At 35.3% G+C, this 21,953-nt stretch carries 21 protein-coding genes and 1 pseudogene; 17 read left to right on the forward strand and 5 right to left on the reverse strand.

Annotated elements, in window-relative coordinates; all coding sequences use genetic code 11:
• The first annotated feature begins 4 nt into the window (after positions 1-4).
• From hutU to DN394_RS20865, 10 genes are all read left to right on the forward strand, one after another.
• Positions 5-1,663: a urocanate hydratase gene (gene hutU, locus DN394_RS20820; RefSeq protein ID WP_149294188.1), complete on the forward strand. Its 1,659-nt coding sequence runs from the start codon at positions 5-7 to the stop codon at positions 1,661-1,663.
• A 12-nt stretch (positions 1,664-1,675) separates the two neighbouring features.
• Positions 1,676-2,947: an imidazolonepropionase gene (gene hutI / locus DN394_RS20825; RefSeq protein ID WP_046954545.1), complete on the forward strand. Its 1,272-nt coding sequence runs from the start codon at positions 1,676-1,678 to the stop codon at positions 2,945-2,947.
• The gene (gene hutG, locus DN394_RS20830; RefSeq protein WP_149294189.1) at positions 2,926-3,897 is read left to right on the forward strand and encodes a formimidoylglutamase; all 972 of its coding nucleotides are present in this window, start codon (positions 2,926-2,928) and stop codon (positions 3,895-3,897) included. Before hutI ends, hutG begins: the two co-directional genes overlap by 22 nt.
• A 279-nt stretch (positions 3,898-4,176) precedes the next feature.
• The gene (locus DN394_RS20835; protein WP_170771247.1) at positions 4,177-4,638 is read left to right on the forward strand and encodes a CarD family transcriptional regulator; all 462 of its coding nucleotides are present in this window, start codon (positions 4,177-4,179) and stop codon (positions 4,636-4,638) included.
• Positions 4,639-5,750: 1,112 nt separating this feature from the next.
• Positions 5,751-6,878, forward strand: a complete 1,128-nt coding sequence (locus DN394_RS20840) for an alkene reductase (RefSeq protein ID WP_098208973.1) — start codon at positions 5,751-5,753, stop codon at positions 6,876-6,878.
• 67 nt (positions 6,879-6,945) lie between these two features.
• Complete coding sequence (locus DN394_RS20845) at positions 6,946-8,520, forward strand: FMN-binding glutamate synthase family protein (protein ID WP_098208972.1); 1,575 nt, start codon at positions 6,946-6,948, stop codon at positions 8,518-8,520.
• A 112-nt stretch (positions 8,521-8,632) separates the two neighbouring features.
• Positions 8,633-9,121, forward strand: a complete 489-nt coding sequence (locus DN394_RS20850; protein WP_149294190.1) for a CcdC protein domain-containing protein — start codon at positions 8,633-8,635, stop codon at positions 9,119-9,121.
• 301 nt (positions 9,122-9,422) lie between these two features.
• Positions 9,423-10,901: a sodium/proline symporter PutP gene (gene putP, locus DN394_RS20855; RefSeq protein WP_116892269.1), complete on the forward strand. Its 1,479-nt coding sequence runs from the start codon at positions 9,423-9,425 to the stop codon at positions 10,899-10,901.
• Positions 10,902-11,243: 342 nt separating this feature from the next.
• Positions 11,244-12,188, forward strand: a complete 945-nt coding sequence (locus tag DN394_RS20860) for a ring-cleaving dioxygenase (RefSeq protein WP_046954551.1) — start codon at positions 11,244-11,246, stop codon at positions 12,186-12,188.
• 19 nt (positions 12,189-12,207) lie between these two features.
• Positions 12,208-12,819: an alpha/beta hydrolase gene (locus DN394_RS20865; RefSeq protein ID WP_000975438.1), complete on the forward strand. Its 612-nt coding sequence runs from the start codon at positions 12,208-12,210 to the stop codon at positions 12,817-12,819.
• 51 nt (positions 12,820-12,870) lie between these two features.
• Here DN394_RS20865 and DN394_RS20870 read toward each other — a convergent pair whose 3' ends face one another.
• Positions 12,871-14,403 (reverse strand): BA3702 family sensor histidine kinase, encoded by a 1,533-nt coding sequence (locus tag DN394_RS20870; RefSeq protein ID WP_098704935.1) that lies wholly within the window; start codon positions 14,401-14,403, stop codon positions 12,871-12,873.
• A 235-nt stretch (positions 14,404-14,638) separates the two neighbouring features.
• On the opposite strand from DN394_RS20870, the gene DN394_RS20875 reads away from it, so the two are divergent.
• Positions 14,639-15,010, forward strand: a complete 372-nt coding sequence (locus DN394_RS20875) for a VOC family protein (RefSeq protein ID WP_000800762.1) — start codon at positions 14,639-14,641, stop codon at positions 15,008-15,010.
• A 20-nt stretch (positions 15,011-15,030) separates the two neighbouring features.
• Here the strand turns inward: DN394_RS20875 and DN394_RS20880 are convergent, their stop codons facing one another.
• Positions 15,031-15,840: a YitT family protein gene (locus DN394_RS20880; protein ID WP_149294191.1), complete on the reverse strand. Its 810-nt coding sequence runs from the start codon at positions 15,838-15,840 to the stop codon at positions 15,031-15,033.
• A 144-nt stretch (positions 15,841-15,984) separates the two neighbouring features.
• Between DN394_RS20880 and DN394_RS20885 the strand changes: the two genes are divergently transcribed.
• From DN394_RS20885 to DN394_RS20895, 3 genes are read left to right on the forward strand one after another with little or no spacing between them, the layout of a single operon-like run.
• Entirely contained in the window at positions 15,985-16,788 is an 804-nt protein-coding gene (locus DN394_RS20885; RefSeq protein ID WP_179953658.1) for a protein phosphatase 2C domain-containing protein, read from the forward strand.
• Between the two features lie 15 nt (positions 16,789-16,803).
• Positions 16,804-17,256 (forward strand): peptidoglycan recognition protein family protein, encoded by a 453-nt coding sequence (locus tag DN394_RS20890; RefSeq protein WP_097917382.1) that lies wholly within the window; start codon positions 16,804-16,806, stop codon positions 17,254-17,256.
• Positions 17,257-17,273: 17 nt separating this feature from the next.
• Positions 17,274-17,525 carry a DUF2164 domain-containing protein gene (locus DN394_RS20895; RefSeq protein WP_001983516.1) on the forward strand — a complete coding sequence of 84 codons (252 nt, stop codon included), beginning with the start codon at positions 17,274-17,276 and terminating at the stop codon, positions 17,523-17,525.
• Positions 17,526-17,655: 130 nt separating this feature from the next.
• On the opposite strand, the gene DN394_RS20900 is transcribed toward DN394_RS20895, so the two are convergent.
• Positions 17,656-18,084, reverse strand: a complete 429-nt coding sequence (locus DN394_RS20900; protein WP_001019669.1) for a cytidine deaminase — start codon at positions 18,082-18,084, stop codon at positions 17,656-17,658.
• Positions 18,085-18,505: 421 nt separating this feature from the next.
• Between DN394_RS20900 and DN394_RS20905 the strand changes: the two are divergent.
• Positions 18,506-18,901, forward strand: a pseudogene (locus DN394_RS20905) (S-layer homology domain-containing protein); the annotation flags it as partial.
• A gap of 218 nt (positions 18,902-19,119) precedes the next feature.
• On the opposite strand, the gene DN394_RS20910 reads toward DN394_RS20905, so the two are convergent.
• Both DN394_RS20910 and DN394_RS20915 read right to left on the reverse strand, forming a co-directional pair.
• Complete coding sequence (locus DN394_RS20910) at positions 19,120-19,332, reverse strand: CsbD family protein (RefSeq protein ID WP_000160409.1); 213 nt, start codon at positions 19,330-19,332, stop codon at positions 19,120-19,122.
• Between the two features lie 171 nt (positions 19,333-19,503).
• Positions 19,504-20,316, reverse strand: a complete 813-nt coding sequence (locus DN394_RS20915) for a GNAT family N-acetyltransferase (RefSeq protein ID WP_098704932.1) — start codon at positions 20,314-20,316, stop codon at positions 19,504-19,506.
• A gap of 152 nt (positions 20,317-20,468) precedes the next feature.
• Here DN394_RS20915 and DN394_RS20920 point away from each other — a divergent pair, with 152 nt between their 5' ends.
• Positions 20,469-20,672 (forward strand): hypothetical protein, encoded by a 204-nt coding sequence (locus DN394_RS20920; protein ID WP_000810212.1) that lies wholly within the window; start codon positions 20,469-20,471, stop codon positions 20,670-20,672.
• A gap of 455 nt (positions 20,673-21,127) precedes the next feature.
• A complete protein-coding gene (locus tag DN394_RS20930; protein ID WP_098704931.1) occupies positions 21,128-21,916 on the forward strand; it encodes a helix-turn-helix domain-containing protein in 789 nt (262 codons plus the stop codon).
• Positions 21,917-21,953 lie beyond the last annotated feature (37 nt).

The following is a 21,953-nucleotide window of genomic DNA, read 5'->3' on the forward strand; positions in this document are numbered from 1 at the left end:
TGAAATGGAAAAAGTAAAACAAACAATTCGCGCGCCAAGAGGTACTGAGTTACAAACGAAAGGGTGGGTTCAAGAAGCTGCACTTCGTATGTTAATGAACAATTTAGATCCTGAAGTTGCCGAAAAACCAGAAGAATTAGTTGTATATGGTGGAATTGGCCGTGCAGCTCGTAACTGGGAAAGCTACAATGCAATTGTAGATTCATTAAAAACGTTAGAAAGCGATGAAACATTACTTGTTCAGTCAGGAAAACCAGTTGCAATTTTTAAATCGCATGAAGATGCACCTCGCGTTCTTTTAGCGAACTCAAACTTAGTACCAAAGTGGGCGAACTGGGATCACTTCCGTGAACTAGAGAAAAAAGGTCTTATGATGTACGGACAAATGACAGCAGGTAGCTGGATTTACATTGGAACACAAGGTATTTTACAAGGAACATATGAAACGTTTGGCGAAGCAGCACGTCAACATTTCGATGGTTCATTAAAAGGTACATTAACACTTACTGCTGGCTTAGGTGGTATGGGTGGTGCACAACCTCTTGCTGTAACGATGAACGGCGGTGTTGTAATCGCTATTGATGTAGATAAGCGTAGTATCGATCGTCGTATTGAAAAGAGATATTGTGACTTATATACAGAATCGTTAGAAGAAGCGCTAACGATTGCGAACGAATATAAAGAGAAGAAAGAACCGATTTCAATCGGATTGCTAGGAAATGCAGCGGAGATTTTACCGGAGCTAGTGAAGCGTAATATTACGCCAGATTTAGTTACAGATCAAACATCTGCTCATGATCCACTAAACGGTTACATTCCAGTAGGTTACACATTAGAAGAAGCAGCGAAACTTCGTGAAGAAGATCCAGAACGTTACGTACAATTATCGAAAGAAAGTATGAAAAAGCATGTAGAAGCAATGCTTGCTATGCAAGAAAAAGGCGCCATTACATTTGATTATGGAAATAACATTCGCCAAGTTGCTTTCGATGAAGGTTTGAAAAATGCATTCGACTTCCCAGGATTCGTACCTGCATTTATCCGTCCATTATTCTGCGAAGGAAAAGGGCCATTCCGTTGGGTAGCACTTTCGGGTGATCCAGAAGATATTTATAAAACTGATGAAGTAATTTTACGTGAGTTTGCTGATAATGAGCATTTATGTAACTGGATTCGTATGGCTCGTCAGCAAGTTGAATTCCAAGGTCTTCCATCACGTATTTGTTGGTTAGGTTACGGTGAGCGCGCGAAATTTGGTCGCATCATTAATGAAATGGTTGCAAATGGTGAATTATCAGCACCGATCGTTATCGGTCGTGACCATTTAGATTGCGGATCAGTAGCATCTCCAAACCGTGAAACTGAATCGATGAAAGACGGTAGTGATGCAGTAGCTGACTGGCCAATTTTAAATGCATTAATTAATAGTGTAAACGGTGCGAGCTGGGTATCTGTTCACCACGGTGGTGGCGTTGGTATGGGTTATTCACTTCATGCTGGAATGGTTATCGTTGCAGATGGAACAGAAGCAGCAGCAAAACGTATTGAGCGCGTATTAACTTCTGATCCTGGTATGGGTGTTGTTCGTCACGTGGATGCAGGATATGACTTAGCTGTGGAAACTGCGAAAGAAAAAGGCGTTAACATTCCAATGATGAAATAAGGAGGAGAAAACATGCTGGACACTTTACTAATAAATATCGGTCAATTACTAACAATGGATCAAGAAGATGGCTTGTTAAGACGGGAAGCGATGAACACGCTTCCTGTTATCGAAAACGGTGTGGTTGGAATTGAAAACGGCGTAATTACTTTCGTTGGAACAGTGGAAGAAGCTAAAGGATTACAAGCGAAAGAAGTTATTGATTGCGGCGGGAAAATGGTTTCTCCTGGTCTTGTCGATCCGCATACTCACCTTGTATTTGGTGGATCTCGTGAAAATGAAATTGCACTAAAATTACAAGGAGTTCCGTACTTAGAAATTTTAGAACAAGGCGGAGGTATTCTTTCAACTGTAAATGCAACGAAACAGGCGTCGAAAGAAGAACTTGTTCAAAAAGCGAAATTCCATTTAGACCGTATGCTATCTTTTGGAGTTACAACTGTAGAAGCGAAGAGTGGTTACGGATTAGATGATGAGACGGAATGGAAACAATTAGAGGCAACTGCACAATTACAAAAAGAGCACTCGATTGATTTAGTTTCAACATTTTTAGGTGCTCATGCAGTTCCGGAAGAGTATAAAGGAAGATCAAAAGAATTTTTACAATGGATGTTAGATCTATTACCAGAAATGAAAGAGAAGCAATTAGCTGAGTTCGTTGATATTTTCTGCGAAACAGGTGTTTTCTCCGTCGAAGAATCGAAAGAGTTTTTATTAAAAGCGAAAGAGCTTGGCTTTGATGTGAAAATTCATGCAGATGAAATCGACCCTCTTGGTGGTGCGGAAGCAGCGGCTGAAATTGGTGCAGCATCAGCGGACCATTTAGTTGGTGCTTCTGATAAAGGAATTGAAATGCTTGCAAATTCTAATACAGTAGCGACTTTACTACCAGGAACAACTTTCTATTTAAATAAAGAAAGTTTTGCACGCGGCCGAAAAATGATTGATGAAGGTGTTGCGGTTGCTTTAGCTACAGACTTTAATCCAGGTAGCTGTCCAACTGAAAATATTCAGCTTATTATGAGTATTGCGATGCTGAAACTGAAAATGACACCAGAAGAAGTTTGGAATGCCGTAACGGTTAACTCATCTTATGCCATTAATCGAGGCGATGTAGCTGGGAAAATTAGAGTTGGTCGCAAGGCAGATTTAGTTTTATGGGATGCTTACAATTATGCTTACGTGCCGTACCATTACGGCGTAAGTCATGTAAATACAGTATGGAAGAATGGTAATATCGCATATACAAGAGGTGAACAATCGTGGAGCACGGCCACTATTTAAAGAAAAATGCAAAGTTTATCGATCGTGAAGTGACGAAATGGAGTGAGATGATTAAAGATTGGGAGGAAGGCTTGGAAATATTCGGTGCTGCCTTAATTGGAGCACCCCTTTCTAAACCATCTATTAGTCATTCAGGAGCAAGTTTTGCGCCAAAAACAATTCGTACAATGTTAGATGCGTATAGCACGTACGCAATTACAGAAGAACATGATATGAAAGAAAGTGTCTTATATGATTGTGGCGATATTACGATACATGTGACGGATATAAAAGAAAGTCATAAGCGCATTGCGAAAACAGTTGGTCATGTAACGAAAGTAAATCCGAACATGATACCAATCGTTCTTGGTGGTGACCATTCGATTAGTTTTCCGAGTATAACAGGGTTTGCAAATAGTAAAGGGAAGGTCGGTGTTATTCAATTTGATGCCCACCATGATTTACGTAATTTAGATGATGGTGGCCCATCAAATGGTACACCGTTCCGTAGTTTACTAGAAAATGATGTCATTACAGGAAAACAACTCGTTCAAATCGGAATTCGTAATTTTTCAAATGCACGAGCGTACCATGAATATGCAAAAGAACATGGTGTGACAGTGTATACAATGAAAGATGTACGAGAGCGACAAATCAAAGATATTATCACGGAAAGTATTGAAGTATTAAGAAAGCAAGGCGTGACTTCTATTTACATTTCTCTTGATATGGATGTACTAGATCAAGCATTTGCACCAGGTTGTCCAGCAATTGGTCCTGGCGGTATGGATAGTACGACTTTACTTGATGCGATTGAATTTCTTGGTAAAGAACCGCTCGTTCAAGCGATGGATATAGTAGAAATTGATCCAACCCTTGATTTCAGAGATATGACGAGTCGAGTAGCTGCGCAAGTGATTATGAGTTTTCTTTTAGCGAGAGAGACAGTCCGTAAGCAGGTTAGTATATAGGCGTGAAATTAATAGGGAATGTTTAACGATTCCGTATAAAAAACACATTACTACTTATATGTAGTAATGTGTTTTTATGTAAAAAGAGAAGGTGAAATTAGAATATATATGTGTGGAAAAGTTAATAAGATTGCGGGTTTTTAATGATATTTTACGAAATTATTTTCTTAGTTCGAAAGGATTGACATTAAAAATAATTTTATGATAAAATAAAAATTTTGCTAAAAAATTGATTGTGTGTTAAGATTGAGAAGGTTACCATATATGGAGGTGGATTATTTGTTTCAAATTGGCGATAACATAGTTTATCCAATGCAGGGAGCAGGTATAATTAAAGCCATAGAAGAGAAGGAAATCACAGGAGAAAAACAACAATATTATGTTATAAAAATGTCGGGTAGTAATATGGAAGTAATGATTCCGGCAGGGAGAATATTGAGCTCAAATATACGACCAGTCACGGATATAACGGCAATAGCACACATATTGGATATTTTTCAACATGGAGAATCTGATAGATTACTTACGTGGAAACAAAGGTATAAATTGAACACTGATAAAATAAAGACGGGTAAAATACAAGAAGGTGCTGAAGTTGTACGTGATTTATTACGTATGCAGAAAGAAAAAGCACTTAATGCAAGCGAAAAGAAAATGTTAGATAACGCACACGAATTTTTGATTAGTGAACTGGGATTAATTGAAGGTATCACAGAAAGTCAAATAAAAAGCTTTTGTTAAGATTCATTACAAATAATGTATTAGATCCCAAAAAAGGTTTTGAATTTTTTGGGAACATAATTATAGAGAATTAATCATTTCAAAGACATTCAATTCTTTCAAACCACTTTTAGAGCATTAACCTCTTTTGTTATTACTACAATCAAATCCATTTTTATTTTTTAAATTCTTTACGAATATTCGAAGTTTAATTAAACACTTCGATAGAATAGTTACTTGATTTTTGCAATCCTGATTCACACTGGCACGGACGAGGAGCCGTAAGGATGAAAGAGAGGTAGGGCTTTCATTGTTTTAGGTTTATAAGTTATTATTTTTAGAAGAATACTGAACCACTCTCACTTCTACTGCTAAGGAATTTTTTATATGTGAAGAGATAATAATTGTTTAAATTCTTTATATTAAAGAGATAAATGAATTTTTAGCCATATACGGTCAACTAAAAAGGAGTGTCATATAGTCGATAATGCGACTATGTGACAGCTCCTTTTTTCATGGGGATTAGGAACGGATAAATAGAAAAAACAACGTGTTAGATATGCAATTATTATCGTAATGCTTGTTGTTTGCATATTGGAAACGAATTTGTTCCCTATCTTCTTTAGAGCAATGACAGAGATGGAGACTAGGCGATGTGGACTAAGAAATCGATCACGAAAGGATATAAATGGTGAGACGGATGTGCGTATATGGAAAAAAAACGTGCTTTTGCACGGCTTTTTTTATGTTAGTTATGAAGAGAAAGCAAACAAATGTTACTCCATTACGATAATCGGCTTAATCGAAATGAATGATTGAAGCCTCGTTACTGTAAGTTTGAATATAGTACAGTGGAAATCGTTTTTTTAGTAAATAGTTCGAAAAATAATTACCAATATATTCTATATTAATAAAACTAGAAGAAATGAAAACATCCACTTAACAAGTATTTTCCTCATCCACTTACTGAACATAAAAATAGACAGTAGAGTCTTGAATACCAGAACCCTTAAAGTTAAAAAACAGTTAGTTTTATTATGCGAATATTTCTACATAAGAGCGTATAAATTGACGTTACTATCTAAAAGTAAGTATGATGCGATTATAGTAAGAATTTTTTAGGGGGAAGAAAAATGACAAGTTCAAATAATAAAGCAGCAAGTATTTATGAAGGAACAAATCTAAATGATTGGGGTTCTTTTGAAAAGATTGAAGAAACGAAGTTATTTGACTCGATTCAAATTGGATCTTGGTCTCTTCGTAATCGCATAGCAATGGCACCGATGACGAGATGTTTCGCGAATCATGAAACAGGAATCGTTGGTACTGATGTAGTCGAGTACTATAGAAAACGTGCAGCTGATGGAGTTGGCTTAATTATTACAGAGGGAATCGTCATTAGCCCAAGAGCAAAAGGAAATCCAGGAGTACCGGGGATTTATACACAAGAACAAATCGATTCGTGGAAGCCTGTTACAGAGGCAGTACATAAAGAAGGTGGAACGATTATTGCTCAAATATGGCATGTTGGCCGTATGAGTCATCACGAGATAATTGGTGGGCAAATGCCGCAAGCACCGTCTGCTATCGCTGCAGAGGGAAATGTTCCGCGTTTTCGTAAACCGTTCGACACGCCAGAAGCAATGACGTTAGAAGAAATACAAGAGGTGATTGGTCAATACGCACAAGCTGCGAAAAACGCGATCGAAGCTGGATTTGATGGAGTAGAAATACACGGTGCACACGGATATTTAATCGATCAATTTACTTATGAGTTCGCAAATAAGCGTACTGATAAATACGGCGGAGATTTAAAGCAAAGGCTAACGTTTATGAAAGAAGTAACGGAGGCTGTAATAGAAGCTGTTGGGGCTGATAAAACACTTCTTCGCTTTTCTGCTTTCAAAGGTGATAATCCAACTTATATGTGGGAAAACCCTGAGCTTGCAATTGAAATGTTTGTAAATATGTTCAACGAAGTTGGATTAACGATGATTCACCCTTCAACGATGAATTATACGGCAGTTATTGCTGACGGAAAGAATTTTCATCAATTAGTAAGAAAATATTGGGAGGGTACGATTGTAGGAGTAGGGAATTTAAATCCGAAAGAGGCTGAAGAAGCGTTGCAAGAAGGAACAATTGATGTAGTGGCATTCGGAAGACCTTTAATTGCTAATCCGGATTTTGTTCATCGAATTAAAAATGCTGAAAGTTTAGTTGAATATGATGCGAAAGAGCATCTTGCTACGTTAATTTGAATAAAGATAAAAGGAGAACACATCAGGTGTTCTCCTTTTATTATGGATTTTCATAGGAGGAAGCGGGATGAGTGAAACGCTACTCGTTATTATTAGTATATTGCTCTTATTGATGTTACTATTAATCATTTTTTTTATTATTACATTTTTTATTAAAAAACGGACGCATCATTCTATATTAAAGTTACATCCATACTTAGGAAGGATGCGTTATTTACTTGAAAAGATAGGACCGGAATTTAGGCAATATTGGTTTGATCATGATACGGATGGAAAGCCCTTTTCACGTTATGATTTTCAAAGTGTAATGTTTCTAGCGAAATACCGTTCAGAAATACTCGGTTTTGGATCAAAACGAGATTTTGATGCATCTGGATATTATATTGCTAATACATTATTTCCGATATTAACAGATGAATTAAGTGTGAATGTAACGCAAGAACGTGAAGGGAAAAAGTATGTGATTCATAAAGAAGGGTTATTTTCACGAAGAGAAAAATTGACAGCGGATACAACGAATCTTTGGTTATATGAAGAAGACGATGCAATTATAGTCGGTGAAAACCGCAAATATCCGTGGAAACTACATGGCATGTTTGGGGCATCTGCAACTTCTTACGGTGCGATTGGCGAAAATTATATTTTAGCGAGCGGGTTTGGTGCGAAGATGGCTGGTGGATCGTGGATTAATACTGGCGAAGGTGGCGTTATTCCAGAACATTTACATACAGGTGCGAATATCGTTGCGCAAATTGGTCCGGGTTTATTTGGGTACCGTGATGAGGATGGTAATTTTTCAATGGAGAAATTTATGGAGAAAGCAAAAGAAGGCAATATTAAAGCATTCGAATTGAAATTTGGGCAAGGTGCGAAAATACGTGGTGGCCATCTAGAAGGACAAAAAGTAAATGAGAAAATTGCTTCTGTTCGCAATGTGCGAGAAGGAGAAACGATTAATTCACCGAATCGATTTCCATTTTTAAAGAATGCAGCAGATACACTTTATTTTATTCAACGTTTGCAAGAAAACGGCGGTAAACCAGTCGGTATGAAAATTGTAATTGGACAGCAGGAACCGTTGGAAGATTTATTCAAAACGATGAAAGAGTTAAACATCTATCCAGATTTCATTACAATTGATGGTTCAGAAGGTGGATCAGGTGCTACGTATAAATCAATGGCAGATAGTATGGGAATACCGCTTATTCCAGCATTACTTACATTTATCGATACAGCAAATCATTATGGTGTCCGTAACAAGTTTAAAGTATTTGCATCGGGTAAATTAATCACACCAGATAAAGTGGCAATTGCTTTAGCGATTGGGGCGGATGCTGTAAATTCAGCACGCGGATTTATGATGGCAAGTGGCTGTATAATGGCACTTCAATGTAATTCGGGGCAATGTCCGTCTGGTGTGGCGACGACGAATCCTCATTATCAAAAAGCGTTAGATCCGTATGAGAAGAAATGGCGCATAATGAATTACGTTGTTAGCATGAGATATAGTTTGTTCTCACTTGCGGCAGCAGCGGGAGTAAAGAGTCCGCGCCATTTAACGCGAGAGCATATTGTGTTTAAAGATGAGGTGGGGCGGGTAGTTCCTCTTTCGGAATTGTTTCCTATAGTAAATCAAACCTAAAAGTATATTTAATATGTAAGATTTTTCAGAGGAATAATCATATCGTTTGGAAAAATTAGGAGTATAATAGGGGAGTATTTTTAAAAATGACTATTTTTAGGGAGAGATTCACTTGCAGCAAGGTTCGTACAGTATTACAATTTTTTTACTCCTCATAGGGCTCGTTATATTTAGGCGCATGCGTTCTATGAATCGACCAATTAAAAATAAAGGAAGACGACTACTATTGCCATTATTCTTTTTATTACCAGGTTTTTCTTTATATGCTACACCGATACAACTTGCTGTTTGGCAAATTGGTATAGCTGCTGGGATTGGACTGTTATTATCAATTCCACTTATTATTTTAAGTGGATATGAAATCAGAGAAGATGGTCATATTTATGCAAAAAAAAGTATCGCTTTTATTGCTACATTTTTAGTTATCGTTCTTTTACGTGCTTATTTTAGAAGACATTTGCAAGGTTTAGATCCAAAGTCAATCGGCATTCTTTTTTACACTCTTGCAGTTTGTTATATAGTACCTTGGCGCATTGGTTGCTATATGAAATTTCGTAAAGTATATGTAGAGAAAGAGAAAATTGCAGTGCCAATAAGTTAAAAGTCATACATTCGTATGGCTTTTTTCTTTTGAAATTTGTCTAATAAGTGAATGAAAATAAGGTGTGAAAAAACGGTATTTTATTTTTTTTGAATATTTTTACTTTAATTTATTTTAAAACCGGGGTAATCCACTGGGATAAAGGCGTTTATAAAGGTTTTCACATGTAGTGAAAAGGGCTTGTTCACTTGAAAGAACAAAAAATGTTTGTTAAGGTAGGGAACCATAAGCGAAAACAAGAAAATAGAAAAAGTCATTTTTCGAAATTTTGAATGGCTTATGTAACTAAGGGAGAGATTTGGTGAAGATTGAGATTATGGTTTCGCTTGCTATTTATATGGCAGGCATGTTGTATATCGGTTATTGGTCTTATAAGAAGACATCCGATTTATCAGATTATATGTTAGGCGGAAGGGGACTCGGTCCAGCAGTTACAGCTTTATCAGCTGGTGCTTCTGACATGAGTGGTTGGATGCTAATGGGATTACCTGGTGCGATGTATGCAACAGGATTATCTAGTGTATGGATTGCGATAGGGTTATTAATAGGCGCTTATGCAAACTATTTAATTCTTGCTCCGCGTTTGCGAACGTATACAGAAGTGGCAAATGATTCAATTACGATTCCAGATTTTTTAGAAAATCGGTTTAAAGATCGTACGAAAATACTTCGTTTTGTCTCCGCTATCGTCATTTTAGTATTTTTCACATTTTATGCGTCAGCTGGTTTAGTTTCAGGTGGACGTTTGTTTGAAAATTCTTTCAACCTTGATTATAAAATTGGTTTGTTTGTAACTGTCGGTGTCGTTGTTGCTTATACACTATTCGGTGGCTTTTTAGCAGTAAGTTGGACCGACTTTGTGCAAGGTTGTATTATGTTTATTGCCCTTGTATTAGTGCCAATTATTGCTTTTACAGATGTAGGCGGTGTAACAGAAACATTTAATACGATTAAGCAAGTTGATGCATCGCATTTAGATATGTTTAAAGGGACTACAATTCTTGGGATTATTTCATTTTTAGCATGGGGTCTTGGGTATTTTGGTCAACCACATATTATTGTCCGCTTTATGGCAATTACCTCTATTAAAGATTTAAAAACTTCTCGTAGAATCGGTATCGGTTGGATGACGATTTCAATTATAGGTGCAATGCTTACTGGTCTAATTGGTATTGCTTATTACGCTAAAAATAATGCGACATTGCAAGACCCGGAAATGGTCTTTGTAACATTCTCAAATATTTTATTCCACCCATACATTACTGGGTTTTTATTATCAGCTATTTTGGCTTCGATTATGAGTAGTATTTCCTCGCAATTACTTGTTATTTCAAGTGCAGTAACGGAAGATTTCTACAAAACATTTTTCCGTCGGGACGCAAGTGATAAAGAACTTGTATTTATCGGTAGACTGTCAGTATTAGTAGTAGCTATGATTGCAGTTGTTTTAGCATATCATCCCAGTGATACAATTTTAACACTTGTCGGTTACGCTTGGGCAGGATTTGGTTCAGCATTCGGACCCGCTATTTTATTAAGTTTATATTGGAAGAGAACGAACAAATGGGGCGTTCTTGCTGGGATGATTGTAGGTGCAGTAGTAGTAATTACTTGGGTACAAATTCCAAGTCTAAAAGCGACAATGTATGAAATGGTACCTGGATTCTTCTGTAGCTTATTAGCTGTCATTGTTGTAAGTTTATTAACGAAAGAACCAGTTAAAGCAATTCATCGTGAATTTAATGAGATGGAAGCAGTGCTGGAAGAGGAAATGAAATAATTAGCGAAGAGAGTAAATGCTAACTAGCATTTACTCTCTTTTGATTTAAATTGAAAATAAGTACTTGTTGACAACTAAAAGTAAGTAACTTATAATAAATATTGAGTTCGAGATAATTTATGTGCCGAATAAAGATTTCAGATGGAGTAAATATTTTTTTGGAAATTATCTCGAATTCGAGATGAATTTAGTGATATAGAAGATAATGCGTAATTTTACAGCTTATATCTCGAAGTAAAGATAAAATCATAACGATGGATTTTACTTTGCAGTATGGACAAAATGAATAATGAATTTTAATGTATAAAAGTTTTTAAAATGAAATAAAAAGGGGCGGAGAAAATGAAAAAGAAAACGATGGGAATTCATCATATTACAGCAATCGTAGGACACCCACAAGAAAATGTAGATTTTTATGCTGGTGTGTTAGGTTTACGTTTAGTGAAACAAACAGTGAATTTTGATGATCCAGGCACGTACCACCTTTATTTTGGTAATGAAGGAGGAAAGCCTGGAACAATTATTACGTTTTTCCCATGGGCAGGTGCTCGTCAAGGAATTATTGGTGACGGCCAAGTAGGCATTACGTCTTATGTCGTACCAAAGGGTGCAATGGAGTTTTGGGAAAATAGATTAGAAAAATTCGATATTTCGTATACAAAAATGACTCGATTTGGAGAGCAGTATTTAGAATTTGATGATCCGCATGGTTTGCATATAGAATTAGTAGAAAGAGAAGAAGGCGAATTAAATAATTGGACTTTTGGAGAAGTTACGCCAAAAGTAGCAATTAAAGGATTTGGCGGTGCTGTTCTTTTATCTTCACAACCTCAAAAAACAGCTGAATTGTTAGAGCATGTTATGGGTCTTGAGAAAATTGGAGAAGAAGGTGAATTCGTTCGATTCCGTTCTTCTGCTGATATTGGGAATATTATCGACTTGAGGCTATCGACAATCGGGCGTGGCCAAATGGGTGTTGGTACAGTCCACCATATTGCTTGGAGAGCGACTAACGATGATGATCAACTAGACTGGAAAGAGCATGTGTCTCGTTTTGGATATCACGTAACTCCTGTACAAGATCGAAATTATTTTAACGCAATTTATTTTAGAGAACACGGGGAAATTTTATTTGAAATTGCAACAGACCCTCCTGGTTTCGCTCATGACGAATCGTTAGAGACGATGGGTGAGGAATTAAAGTTACCGGAGCAATATGAACCACATAGAAAACAAATTGAACAAAGACTTTTACCATTTGAAGTGAGAAATTTAGACGAAAAGTGATTGAAAGGGGAAAAGGATTATGATGAAACATATTTTTCAAAAAGGAAAAGATACGTCAAAACCAGTGTTGTTATTACTTCATGGTACAGGTGGTAATGAATTAGATTTATTACCACTTGCAGAAATAATTGATCCGGAAGCATCTGTATTAAGTGTTAGGGGAAATGTATTAGAAAATGGCATGCCACGTTTCTTCCGTAGATTGGCAGAAGGCATTTTTGATGAAGAGGATTTAATTTTCCGTACGAAGGAATTAAATGAATTTTTAGATGAAGCTGCAAAAACATATGAATTTGATAGAAATAACATTGTAGCTATCGGTTATTCAAATGGAGCAAACATTGCTGCAAGCTTATTATTCCATTATGAAAATGCATTAAAAGGTGCTGTCCTTCATCACCCAATGGTACCTAGAAGAGAAACACAATTGCCTAATTTAGCAGGGAAATTAGTATTTATCGCTGCTGGGACAAATGACCCGATTTGTTCATCAGCGGAGTCAGAGGAATTGAAGGTACTATTAGAGAATGCAAACGCTACTGTTACAATGCATTGGGAAAATAGAGGACATCAATTAACGATGGGTGAAGTAGAAAAAGCAAAAGAATGGTATGTCAATACAGTATTATAAAAGTAAAAAAAGAAGCATCTGCTAACAATTAGCAGATGCTTCTTTTATTATTTACGACTGAATTGCAAGATGAGACGAAGAAAGTGGTAGCTGAATATCAACGATCGTACCTTTATTTAATTCGCTTGAAATGTGTAATTTACCATGATGTTCTTCAATTATTTTGTAACACATCATTAATCCTAGTCCTGTTCCCTTTTCTTTTAAACTATAAAATGGTTCACCTAGACGAGAGATACGATCTTCTGGGATACCGCAACCTTCATCGATAATCCGTATTAAAATGAAGGTATCATCTAATGGTTTTGTTTGGATGTAAATATTTCCGCCATTTGGCATCGCTTCTATCGCATTTTTTAATATATTTATAAAAACTTGTTTTAATTGGTTACCATCACATTGAATATCATGTTTGTAATCAAAATGATCCATAATGATATGAACACTATGCATAATAGCAGTTGGTAAAATAAATGTAACTACTTCTTCAATTAAAGTGTGTATGTTACAAGTTTGGATAGATAGTACTTGTGGTTTAGACATCGCCATAAATTGACTTGTGATAGATTCCATCTGTGAAATCTCACTTAACATAACATCGATATACCATTTCTGCTCCTCATTTATTTCAGGGAGTAGCAATGTTAGAAAACCTTTTAGAGAAGTGAGTGGATTTCGAATTTCATGGGCAATTCCAGCTGTCAGTTGTCCGACTACTGCGAGTTTTTCTGATTTTCGTAATAACTTTTCCGTTTCTTTTAGCTCGGTAACATCTCTTCCCATTACGATAAGACCTTTACGGGAGCCGTCAGAATGATAAAGTGGAACTTTCGATATACTTAAGATTAGATCGAAATCATCTCTATGAATAATAAATTCCTCGCCATGAAGAATTTGTCTTTGTTGCCATGCTAGTTCGTCGACTTCTTCACAATGTAAAAAAGCTTCTCGGTACGCTTCGTTATATTGAATGAGTTCACTATCTTTTTTTCCATGATAAGGTACATGGTGGAAATTGAAACAAGAAAGTGCGTAGTCATTTGCTTCAAGCCAGCGTCCTTCATGATCCTTAAATATAACAAACGCAGGCATGGAGTTCACTAATGTACGTAACCTCTTCTCACTTTCTTTTAGCACATTCTCAATTCTTTCTGATTTTTCAAGAGGCTTCATAATGGCATATACGCCAGTTAGACGATTTTGGACAAAAATAGGAACTAGTTTTGTCACGACGTCTAATAAGAATCCATTTTTATGATAAATTGATAAGATATACTCTTGTTGATTATCCGCTCCAGTATTCTTTATATTTTGTAATACTTGCTCAGAAATATGAGCTTCTAAAATAGAGGTAATATTTTTCTGTTCTAATTCTAAAGAATTGTAACCTAATATTTTTTCGGCAGAAGGATTTATATGTAGAATAACTCCCTCTAAATTTAATGAAATAATACTATCAGGATTGTGTTTGAACAGAGATGCGTACATTTCTGTTAATGAACGATCTTGTATATGGTTTCGCAAACGTCTAGAAATGTTCGGATGACGTTTTCTTTGAGTTGATGAATATTTTTTACGACTCATAATAGTTCCTCCGTACAAATAGCATCTAAAAAGATTTGTCTATCCATAACTATAATATAGATGTAATGTGTATTTCTATAAAAAATGGAAGTTATATAATAAATTTTGTTTTCTTTATTTTGGAAAAGTGAGTGTAAGGTGTTAATAAGGGGATCTTATATTGCTTTATAAATCTTTTGTAAGTTACAGGAGTAGGTTTTTCTTATAATATTAGGATAGAGGAGGGGGAGAGAAAATGAAAAATTATATTCAAGGGATCGATCATATACAAGTAGCTGCGCCTGTAGGGTGTGAAGAAGAAGCACGAGAGTTTTACGGTAATAAAATTGGTATGGAGGAAATACCGAAGCCAGAGGAATTAAAGAAGCGTGGTGGGTGCTGGTTTAAGTGTGGAAATCAAGAGATTCATATCGGAGTTGAGCAAAACTTCAACCCAGCTAAAAAGGCGCATCCAGCTTTTTATGTTTTAAAAATTGATGAATTTAAACAAGAATTAATAAAACAAGGTATTGAAGTAATAGATGATCATGCACGGCCAGATGTAATTAGATTTTATGTGTCAGATCCGTTCGGAAATCGAATTGAATTTATGGAAAATAAAAACTAGGTGGAAATCCACCTAGTTTTTTAACCTTTTCTAAACAAACCTAATACTTCCACAGTTTCGGTAATGTTAACGAATGCATGAGGGTCAATTTCTGAAATTGTTAATTTCATACTTGCTAATTCTTCACGAGAAACGACGGTCATAAGTACACGTTTTTTTTCGCTGGAATAAGCACCTTCGCCATCAAGTAATGTAATTCCACGTACAACAGTTGAAAGGAGTTGTTTTTTCATTTTTTCTGCTTCATTTGTTACAATCATAAGTGTAACCTTTCGATGTTTCGTATGAATAGCATCGATCACTTTACCAGTTACATAAATTGAAAGTAAGCTTGTAAGAGCAACATCCCAAGTGAAGAAGAATCCTGCAATTATTACAACGACTGCATTTAAAATAATAAGGAATCCACCAAGTTTAATGTCTCTTTTTCGAGACAATAGCATACCGATAATATCAAATCCACCAGTTGATCCATTACAGTTAAAAACAAGGCCGATACCAGATCCGGCAATGACACCACCAAAGATAGATGATAAAAGTGGGTCTGTTGCTACGACTTTTACTGGAACGTAGTATAATGCAACAGATAATACAATAACAGAGATAACAGTGTTAAAAATCACTTTTTTTCCAAGACCTATGTATCCTAAAATAAGGATAGGTAAGTTTAATACAAAGTTAATAATACCTGTGTTTACAGGAGTTACAATCCCTAAAATAATAGCAATTCCGCCAATTCCACTACTTAAAATTTTGTGGGGGATAAGGAAAAGATTAAATGCAATCGCAATAATAATAGAACCGATAATAACACCAAGAAATCTGACCATCTCTTTCCCGTCCTTCACTAAAAAATTCATATTATTTCAAGATTATATATGATATTGAAAGTTTTGGGTAAAAACAGTTTATTTCGGAAAATTAGATTAATCAAAAGAATTCGAGTATTTTTTCATTTGAAAGGGGATACAGATATGAGGATAAAAACGTATCAACAGAAAAGCCCGTTGAAGCAAGAATGTGAGGATTCTTATTTTTGTAATGAAGAAAAAAAGATGTATGGTGTATGTGATGGTGCAACACCGCTCGTCCCGTTTCGTGATGAAAAGGGACATAATGGAGCATACATCGCTTCGCATTTATTTGCAAGTTATTTTACCTCATTACGAGAAACTCATAGTTTAAAAGTTGCCGTTGCAGAAGCAAATGAAGCATTGCAAAGCAAAATGTTAGAATATGAAGTAGACACGAGAAAGAAAGAGCATTTGTGGTGTACATGTATTGCGGCAGTTCAAATAAATGGTGAGAAAATTGAATACGCACAGTTAGGAGACTGTATGATTGTTGCAATACTTCAAAATGGAACGATGCAAGTATTAACGCAAGACACGGTTGAAGGAATTAGTAAACGAGCAAAAAAGAAGAGAGAAGAAGATCGTAAAAAAGGGTTATCTGTACCAGAAGAACATGTTTTTCAAGATGTGCAAGAACAGTTAAAATACAATCGTTATCTTGCAAATATGCAGGGCGGATATTCCGTTGCAAATGGAATGAAAGAAGCGATACATTATTTACAACATGGTGAACTACATATAGATGAAGTGAGCGGGATTTTTATTTGTTCAGACGGAGTATTCCACCCAGATTGGCCACTTGAACAAACTGTTGCATATATAAGAAAGAATAGTATAAGTGAATATGTAGCAATTATTGAAGAGCTAGAAGGGGAAAAGAGAATAAGACCAGATGATAAAACAATTATGATCATTGATTTGTAAGGGGAGGACGTTCGAATGGAAATTAAATGTATTAAATTAACATTTCAAGATGAATTAGTTCCTTTAGAGAAAGTTAATAAACTGATTATCCACCATACATCCGAAGATGGATGGGATGTGTATAAAACACATGAATTTCATCAAAAAGTAAGAGGGTGGAGCGGGATCGGTTACAATTATTTTATTGAAGAAGATGGAACTGTAGTCGAAGGGCGAGGTTTACATATTGGAGCACATGCGAAAGATAATAATAGAGATACAATTGGAATATGTATGACGGGTAATTTTGATAAATATGATCCAACTTCTGCACAAATGAATGCATTGTATTCTTTATGTAAAATGTTTATGAAGCAGTTTGCTATAAAGAAAGAAAATATACTCGGTCATAGGGAGCTAGAAGGCGTTACAAAAAGTTGTCCTGGAAAGCGTTTTTCTATGGTAGAGTTAAGAAACGGACTAACTTAAATATAGAGGAGTAACAAATGATGATGAATATAAAAATACCAAATGATAAAAAAGAAGAGCTTGTAGCACAAATTCAGCAATTTTTCGTTGAAGAAGATTTAGATGAAATTGGACGTTTCCAAGCAGAGCGATTAATAGAAGAAATGATTAAATTAGTAGGACCATTTGCATACAATCAAGCAATTGGAGATGCTAGAAAGCTTGTAACAGAGAAACTATCTAATATTGAAGAAGATTTGTATGTGTTAGAGAAGAGTGAAGGGAAGTAAAAAGAGCCATTTTGGCCGTATTCCGTCAATTATAAAATAAGTATTATGTCACGGCTTTTTCCGATGTTCTGTTTGGAAAAGGCCGTGAAGTTGTTTCGTTTTCAGCAGGCAAATAATTAAACTTAGCCCCCTATCTCGTACTCCATTCTTTTGCCATTTCATCATGATATGCTTCTGTCCAATGATATGGTTGCAACTCTTTTAAAGGTTTAAAAATAATATCTTGTTTAGCATTTGTAATCGCACACTGTACTTCTGGTCCCCAATAAAATAAACGTTCTTGGCATACACCGCAAGGCGAGAGTACCTTTAATTCAGAATGCTCATTTTCTCTAGCAAGACAAATAGAGTGTGTAACTTTCTTTTGAAATTTATGAGCTTCTAAAATTGCACCTGTTTCCATACAAAGTTCTGTTGAAGCATTTATTACGCCCGGAGCAACACTTGTATAAATTGTTCCATCTTCTACACGAATCGCTGCGGCTCCACCCCAATCATTTGGATATCTTTGTTCAATTAAATGTTTCACCACATCATATAATTGTTGCTCAATATTCAATTTCTTTTCCTCATTTCTGCCCAAATTCCGGTTTTTTATTTCGAAATATTCTTTCTTTTATCATAATAACATAAACAAAAAAATGGAATGAACATATAATTTCAAACCATCTTTTTGCCAAAAGGAATGCTAGAATAACTTTTTTTTATAAAAAGATTGAGATCAAAAATATATTATCTTAATTTTATCTTTTTTTTAATAATTTATTTATGGGCAATTTATAGTTCATATATATAGCAGATATGGATACTACGAAAAAGAACTTTGGGGGTGTAACACTGTATATCAAAGTTGGGGAATTGAAAATTTGTATCCAATTAGCTGTAATCAAAATTTAAAACATGAATTGCTCACATAGAATCTTCTTTTGGAAGATAAGTGGTGTAATTCTTTGTTAAATGAAGGAAGGGATTGGGAAGCTATGAATAAAACAATTTTAAAAACATGTATCATATCAGCAGTTTTAGGTGGAAGTCTATTAAGTGAAACGAATGGAGAGGTGAAAGCAGAAGAGGTTACACCAAAAACGAATCATACTGGTGTATTCAAAGATGTTCCAAAGGGGCACTGGGCATATGAGGCGATTCAGCAATTAACAGGTGAGAAAATCATTTTTGGCTATGATGATGGAAGGTTTGGTTTTGGAGATAACGTAACACGCGAACAAGTTGCAGCTTTAATGTATCGTTATTTTAATATGGAAGAAAACAAAAATTATCAAAACCCATACGGTGACGTAAGTGAAGATTCAACAAGCTATATAAAGGAAATTTTATCTTTAACAGAAATGGGTGTTTTTAAGGGGGATGAGAATGGAAAAGATATAAAAATCTTTGTTGAGCATGAACCGTATACAGGTGACCTAAAACTAAATTTCACAAAGTAGGATGTAAAATAGTTGTTTATAGACAAAAAGATGCCTTGAGGCATCTTTTGTCGTTTTAAAATGATTTTATAGGTAAATATAAAATACAAATTCTCTTTTCTCAAATCTAGTAACTTACTACTGGCACAACCATACATCCTAGTTCTTTTTTATTTATTCTCTTTATGCTCTTTATATTCATGTACTTTTTCTTTCACATTACCAACCGTATCTTTAGCAGTGCCTTTTACCTTATCCCATTTTCCTTCAGCTTGTAATTTCTTATTGTCAGTTACTTTCCCGACAACTTCTTTTACTTCACCCTTTACCTTATCAATAGCACCTTCTACTTTTTCTTTTAAACCATGATCATGTTTAGTCATACATTTCTCCTCCTTGTAGTTTGATTAGAATTCTCTTTTCATATTGCAAGTTGAACGATGTATCTAGTAATAGCGTAACAAATCTAGTTTGAATATTCAAATGATTAATAGGATAAAAAAGGAATTGTCATGAAATGTATAAAATTGTAATGAGAAGAGAAAGCATGTAAATTACATGTCTTTTGCAGTCCATATTGATTTTGTATAAGCAATTTTCATATGGGCACGTTCCATATTATTTTGACTGCCACTACCAAAGCGAGCTTGTCCAACTATTAAATGACAGTTTGTCGCTATAGCTTTTTCTATTCGTTTTTGAATTAATGCAGTATGACAGCCTTTACGCTGAAACTCTGGCAAAGTAGCAGAAGCAGCTAATGAAGCAATCCCATTATTTATATACAGGACACCAATGCCTGCAGGAGTATTTTGAACTTCGGCTATGAAAAAATGCCAGCCAGGTTTATTGTAGAGAATTTCGTTATTTTGGCGCACGCCATCTTTTGTAAAGGACGGCATGTTAAATCCACGTACATATATGTCTGCAAAAATATGAAATTCATTTTCTTTTAGTTGGCGTACTGAAATGTTAGAAGGAAGTAGGGATGGATCTTCTCTCGGTATACTATATAAAGCGGTATGGAAGCTGGATTGGTAAAATCCTTTTTCAGACAAGTATTGAAATAATTCAGCTGTACCTTGAACGGGTGTAATTTCAAAACGACAAGGGATTTGTAGCGATTGATAATAAGAGATAATTTCATCTATCTCATCTGTATTTGTAAAGGTAACGCCTTTTACTGTGTTAAAAGCAGGACCAACAATTATTTTTGATGAAAAGGCAGTGGCACTCCCGAACTTTTTCATTTGTACTTGCATTGGATTTCCGTTTATTGCTTGTAGTGCCTTTAATCTAGAAGAAAGCATATGTATTTCTGCGCTTTCAATTTCTTGTGCTGTATTGAGCGTCATAATAGTACTCATAAAATTCCTCCGTTAATAAATATATTTCATAGTATATATACGATGTATGTTATGAGATTCCTGTTGAAATGTAAGAGAATAAGAGGTTTTTTGGAAGGGAAATGGAAGTGAACTGTCGAAGGGAGTGGAAACAGATTAAAGGTGGTGCTCTCATGAAACAGAAAGACGTGCAGACATGCTCTAATTGTGGTTCTCAAAATATAGGAGAAGGTGAGTTTGTCGGATATGCACAAATACGGAAAAAGGAGACGATGTTTACATCTTCACCAGTAGATGCTTATATTTGTACAGATTGCGGGAATGTCCTTTTATTAAAAGTACGACATTATGAAAAGTTTAAGCAGAAGCCGTTATGATTATGGAAAAGTGTTTTTATTAGGGAAGTTAGAGGAGTAATATTTTACATATATATATATGGGTATGTCCTTATATAAAGAGATGGCAACATATACTGTGTGGGATGCTTATTAATCGTTGCACGACATACAAAAATGTATAGAAGAAATTGTGAATCAATATGGGGAAGACAAATTAACCCTTATTGGAATACTTCATATCGAAAACTCCTTTAAATGAATAAGGGAGTTTTTGTTTTTTTGTAACAGTAATTACCTTTAATTGTTATAATTGGTTATTGGGAGAGGGTATTTTATTAACGCCATAATCATAGAAGAAAACTAGCTAAATCGTATAGAAAACCGCTATATAACACAATCGCAACTGTAAGTTGACAAAGTGCAACCACAGGAAGATAGAGATAAGGGCAATGTTTACATACAATTTAGGTAAGAAAACAAAGGGGGACACACATATGGGATTTGGTGAAAAGCTTTTTAAATTAAGAAAGGAAAAGGGTCTTTCTCAAGAAGCGTTAGCTGAAAAATTAAACACAACAAGGCAAGCAGTTAGTAAATGGGAAAACGGTCAAGGATTTCCTGAAACTGAAAAGTTAATAATGATTGGAAATGTATTTGAAGTATCACTCGACTATTTATTAAAAGAAACTGCTGAGCAAAGTAATGAAAATATGGAGGGCTATTATGTAAGTCAGGAAATGGCAGAAGGGTATATAGTGTATGGGCAAAAAATTTCTAAATATATTGCGTTAGGATTTAGTTTGCTCATTTTATCGACAATACCGTATTTATTATTTAAAGAAAATGCAACAATGTCGACATTCCTTGTCATTATCATTGCTGTCCTTGGAATTGGAGCAATGATGGTACCTGTAACGATAGAAGAGAGTCGATACAATGTATTGAAAAAGGAAGAACTACTATTTGATCAAAACTTTCTAAAAAAATTGACAAAAAGATATGCGATTATTAAGAAGAAGTATGCTGCAGTGATGATTGTTGGATTTTGTTTTATAGCAGCAGGCGCAATCCCGTTTTTGTTTGAGAAAAAGCATATCACTTCAGGAGAATTAGTGCAGTACTATCCGTACTGTGTTGTACTTATTGCGATTGGAGTCTATCTTTTTGTTCGTGTTGTAGGAGTGTGGGAGATATATCGAATTTTAGTAGAGAATAAAGAATATAGCAATGGTATTATTTTTAAACTAAAAAAGAAAGTGAGAGACAAAGTGGATAATTTTTAAATAGTAGAAAACCTATTTTTATTAAAAGCTAAGATAG

It is taken from the genome of Bacillus sp. BB081 (assembly GCF_008368895.1).
Taxonomy (GTDB): Bacteria; Bacillota; Bacilli; order Bacillales; family Bacillaceae_G; genus Bacillus_A; species Bacillus_A wiedmannii.

Bases quoted from the DNA above. Each gene is read 5' to 3' on its own strand.
- DN394_RS20880 (WP_149294191.1), bottom strand. From the start codon at position 15,840: ATGGTCAGATTTCTTGGTGTTATTATCGGTTCTATTATTATTGCGATT.
- hutU (WP_149294188.1), top strand. From the start codon at position 5: ATGGAAAAAGTAAAACAAACAATTCGCGCGCCAAGAGGTACTGAGTTA.
- DN394_RS20895 (WP_001983516.1), top strand. From the start codon at position 17,274: ATGATGATGAATATAAAAATACCAAATGATAAAAAAGAAGAGCTTGTA.
- DN394_RS20930 (WP_098704931.1), top strand. From the start codon at position 21,128: ATGGGATTTGGTGAAAAGCTTTTTAAATTAAGAAAGGAAAAGGGTCTT.
- DN394_RS20915 (WP_098704932.1), bottom strand. From the start codon at position 20,316: ATGAGTACTATTATGACGCTCAATACAGCACAAGAAATTGAAAGCGCA.
- DN394_RS20920 (WP_000810212.1), top strand. From the start codon at position 20,469: ATGAAACAGAAAGACGTGCAGACATGCTCTAATTGTGGTTCTCAAAAT.
- DN394_RS20865 (WP_000975438.1), top strand. From the start codon at position 12,208: ATGATGAAACATATTTTTCAAAAAGGAAAAGATACGTCAAAACCAGTG.
- DN394_RS20885 (WP_179953658.1), top strand. From the start codon at position 15,985: ATGAGGATAAAAACGTATCAACAGAAAAGCCCGTTGAAGCAAGAATGT.
- DN394_RS20860 (WP_046954551.1), top strand. From the start codon at position 11,244: ATGAAAAAGAAAACGATGGGAATTCATCATATTACAGCAATCGTAGGA.
- DN394_RS20845 (WP_098208972.1), top strand. From the start codon at position 6,946: ATGAGTGAAACGCTACTCGTTATTATTAGTATATTGCTCTTATTGATG.
- DN394_RS20890 (WP_097917382.1), top strand. From the start codon at position 16,804: ATGGAAATTAAATGTATTAAATTAACATTTCAAGATGAATTAGTTCCT.
- DN394_RS20910 (WP_000160409.1), bottom strand. From the start codon at position 19,332: ATGACTAAACATGATCATGGTTTAAAAGAAAAAGTAGAAGGTGCTATT.
- DN394_RS20875 (WP_000800762.1), top strand. From the start codon at position 14,639: ATGAAAAATTATATTCAAGGGATCGATCATATACAAGTAGCTGCGCCT.
- DN394_RS20840 (WP_098208973.1), top strand. From the start codon at position 5,751: ATGACAAGTTCAAATAATAAAGCAGCAAGTATTTATGAAGGAACAAAT.
- hutI (WP_046954545.1), top strand. From the start codon at position 1,676: ATGCTGGACACTTTACTAATAAATATCGGTCAATTACTAACAATGGAT.
- DN394_RS20870 (WP_098704935.1), bottom strand. From the start codon at position 14,403: ATGAGTCGTAAAAAATATTCATCAACTCAAAGAAAACGTCATCCGAAC.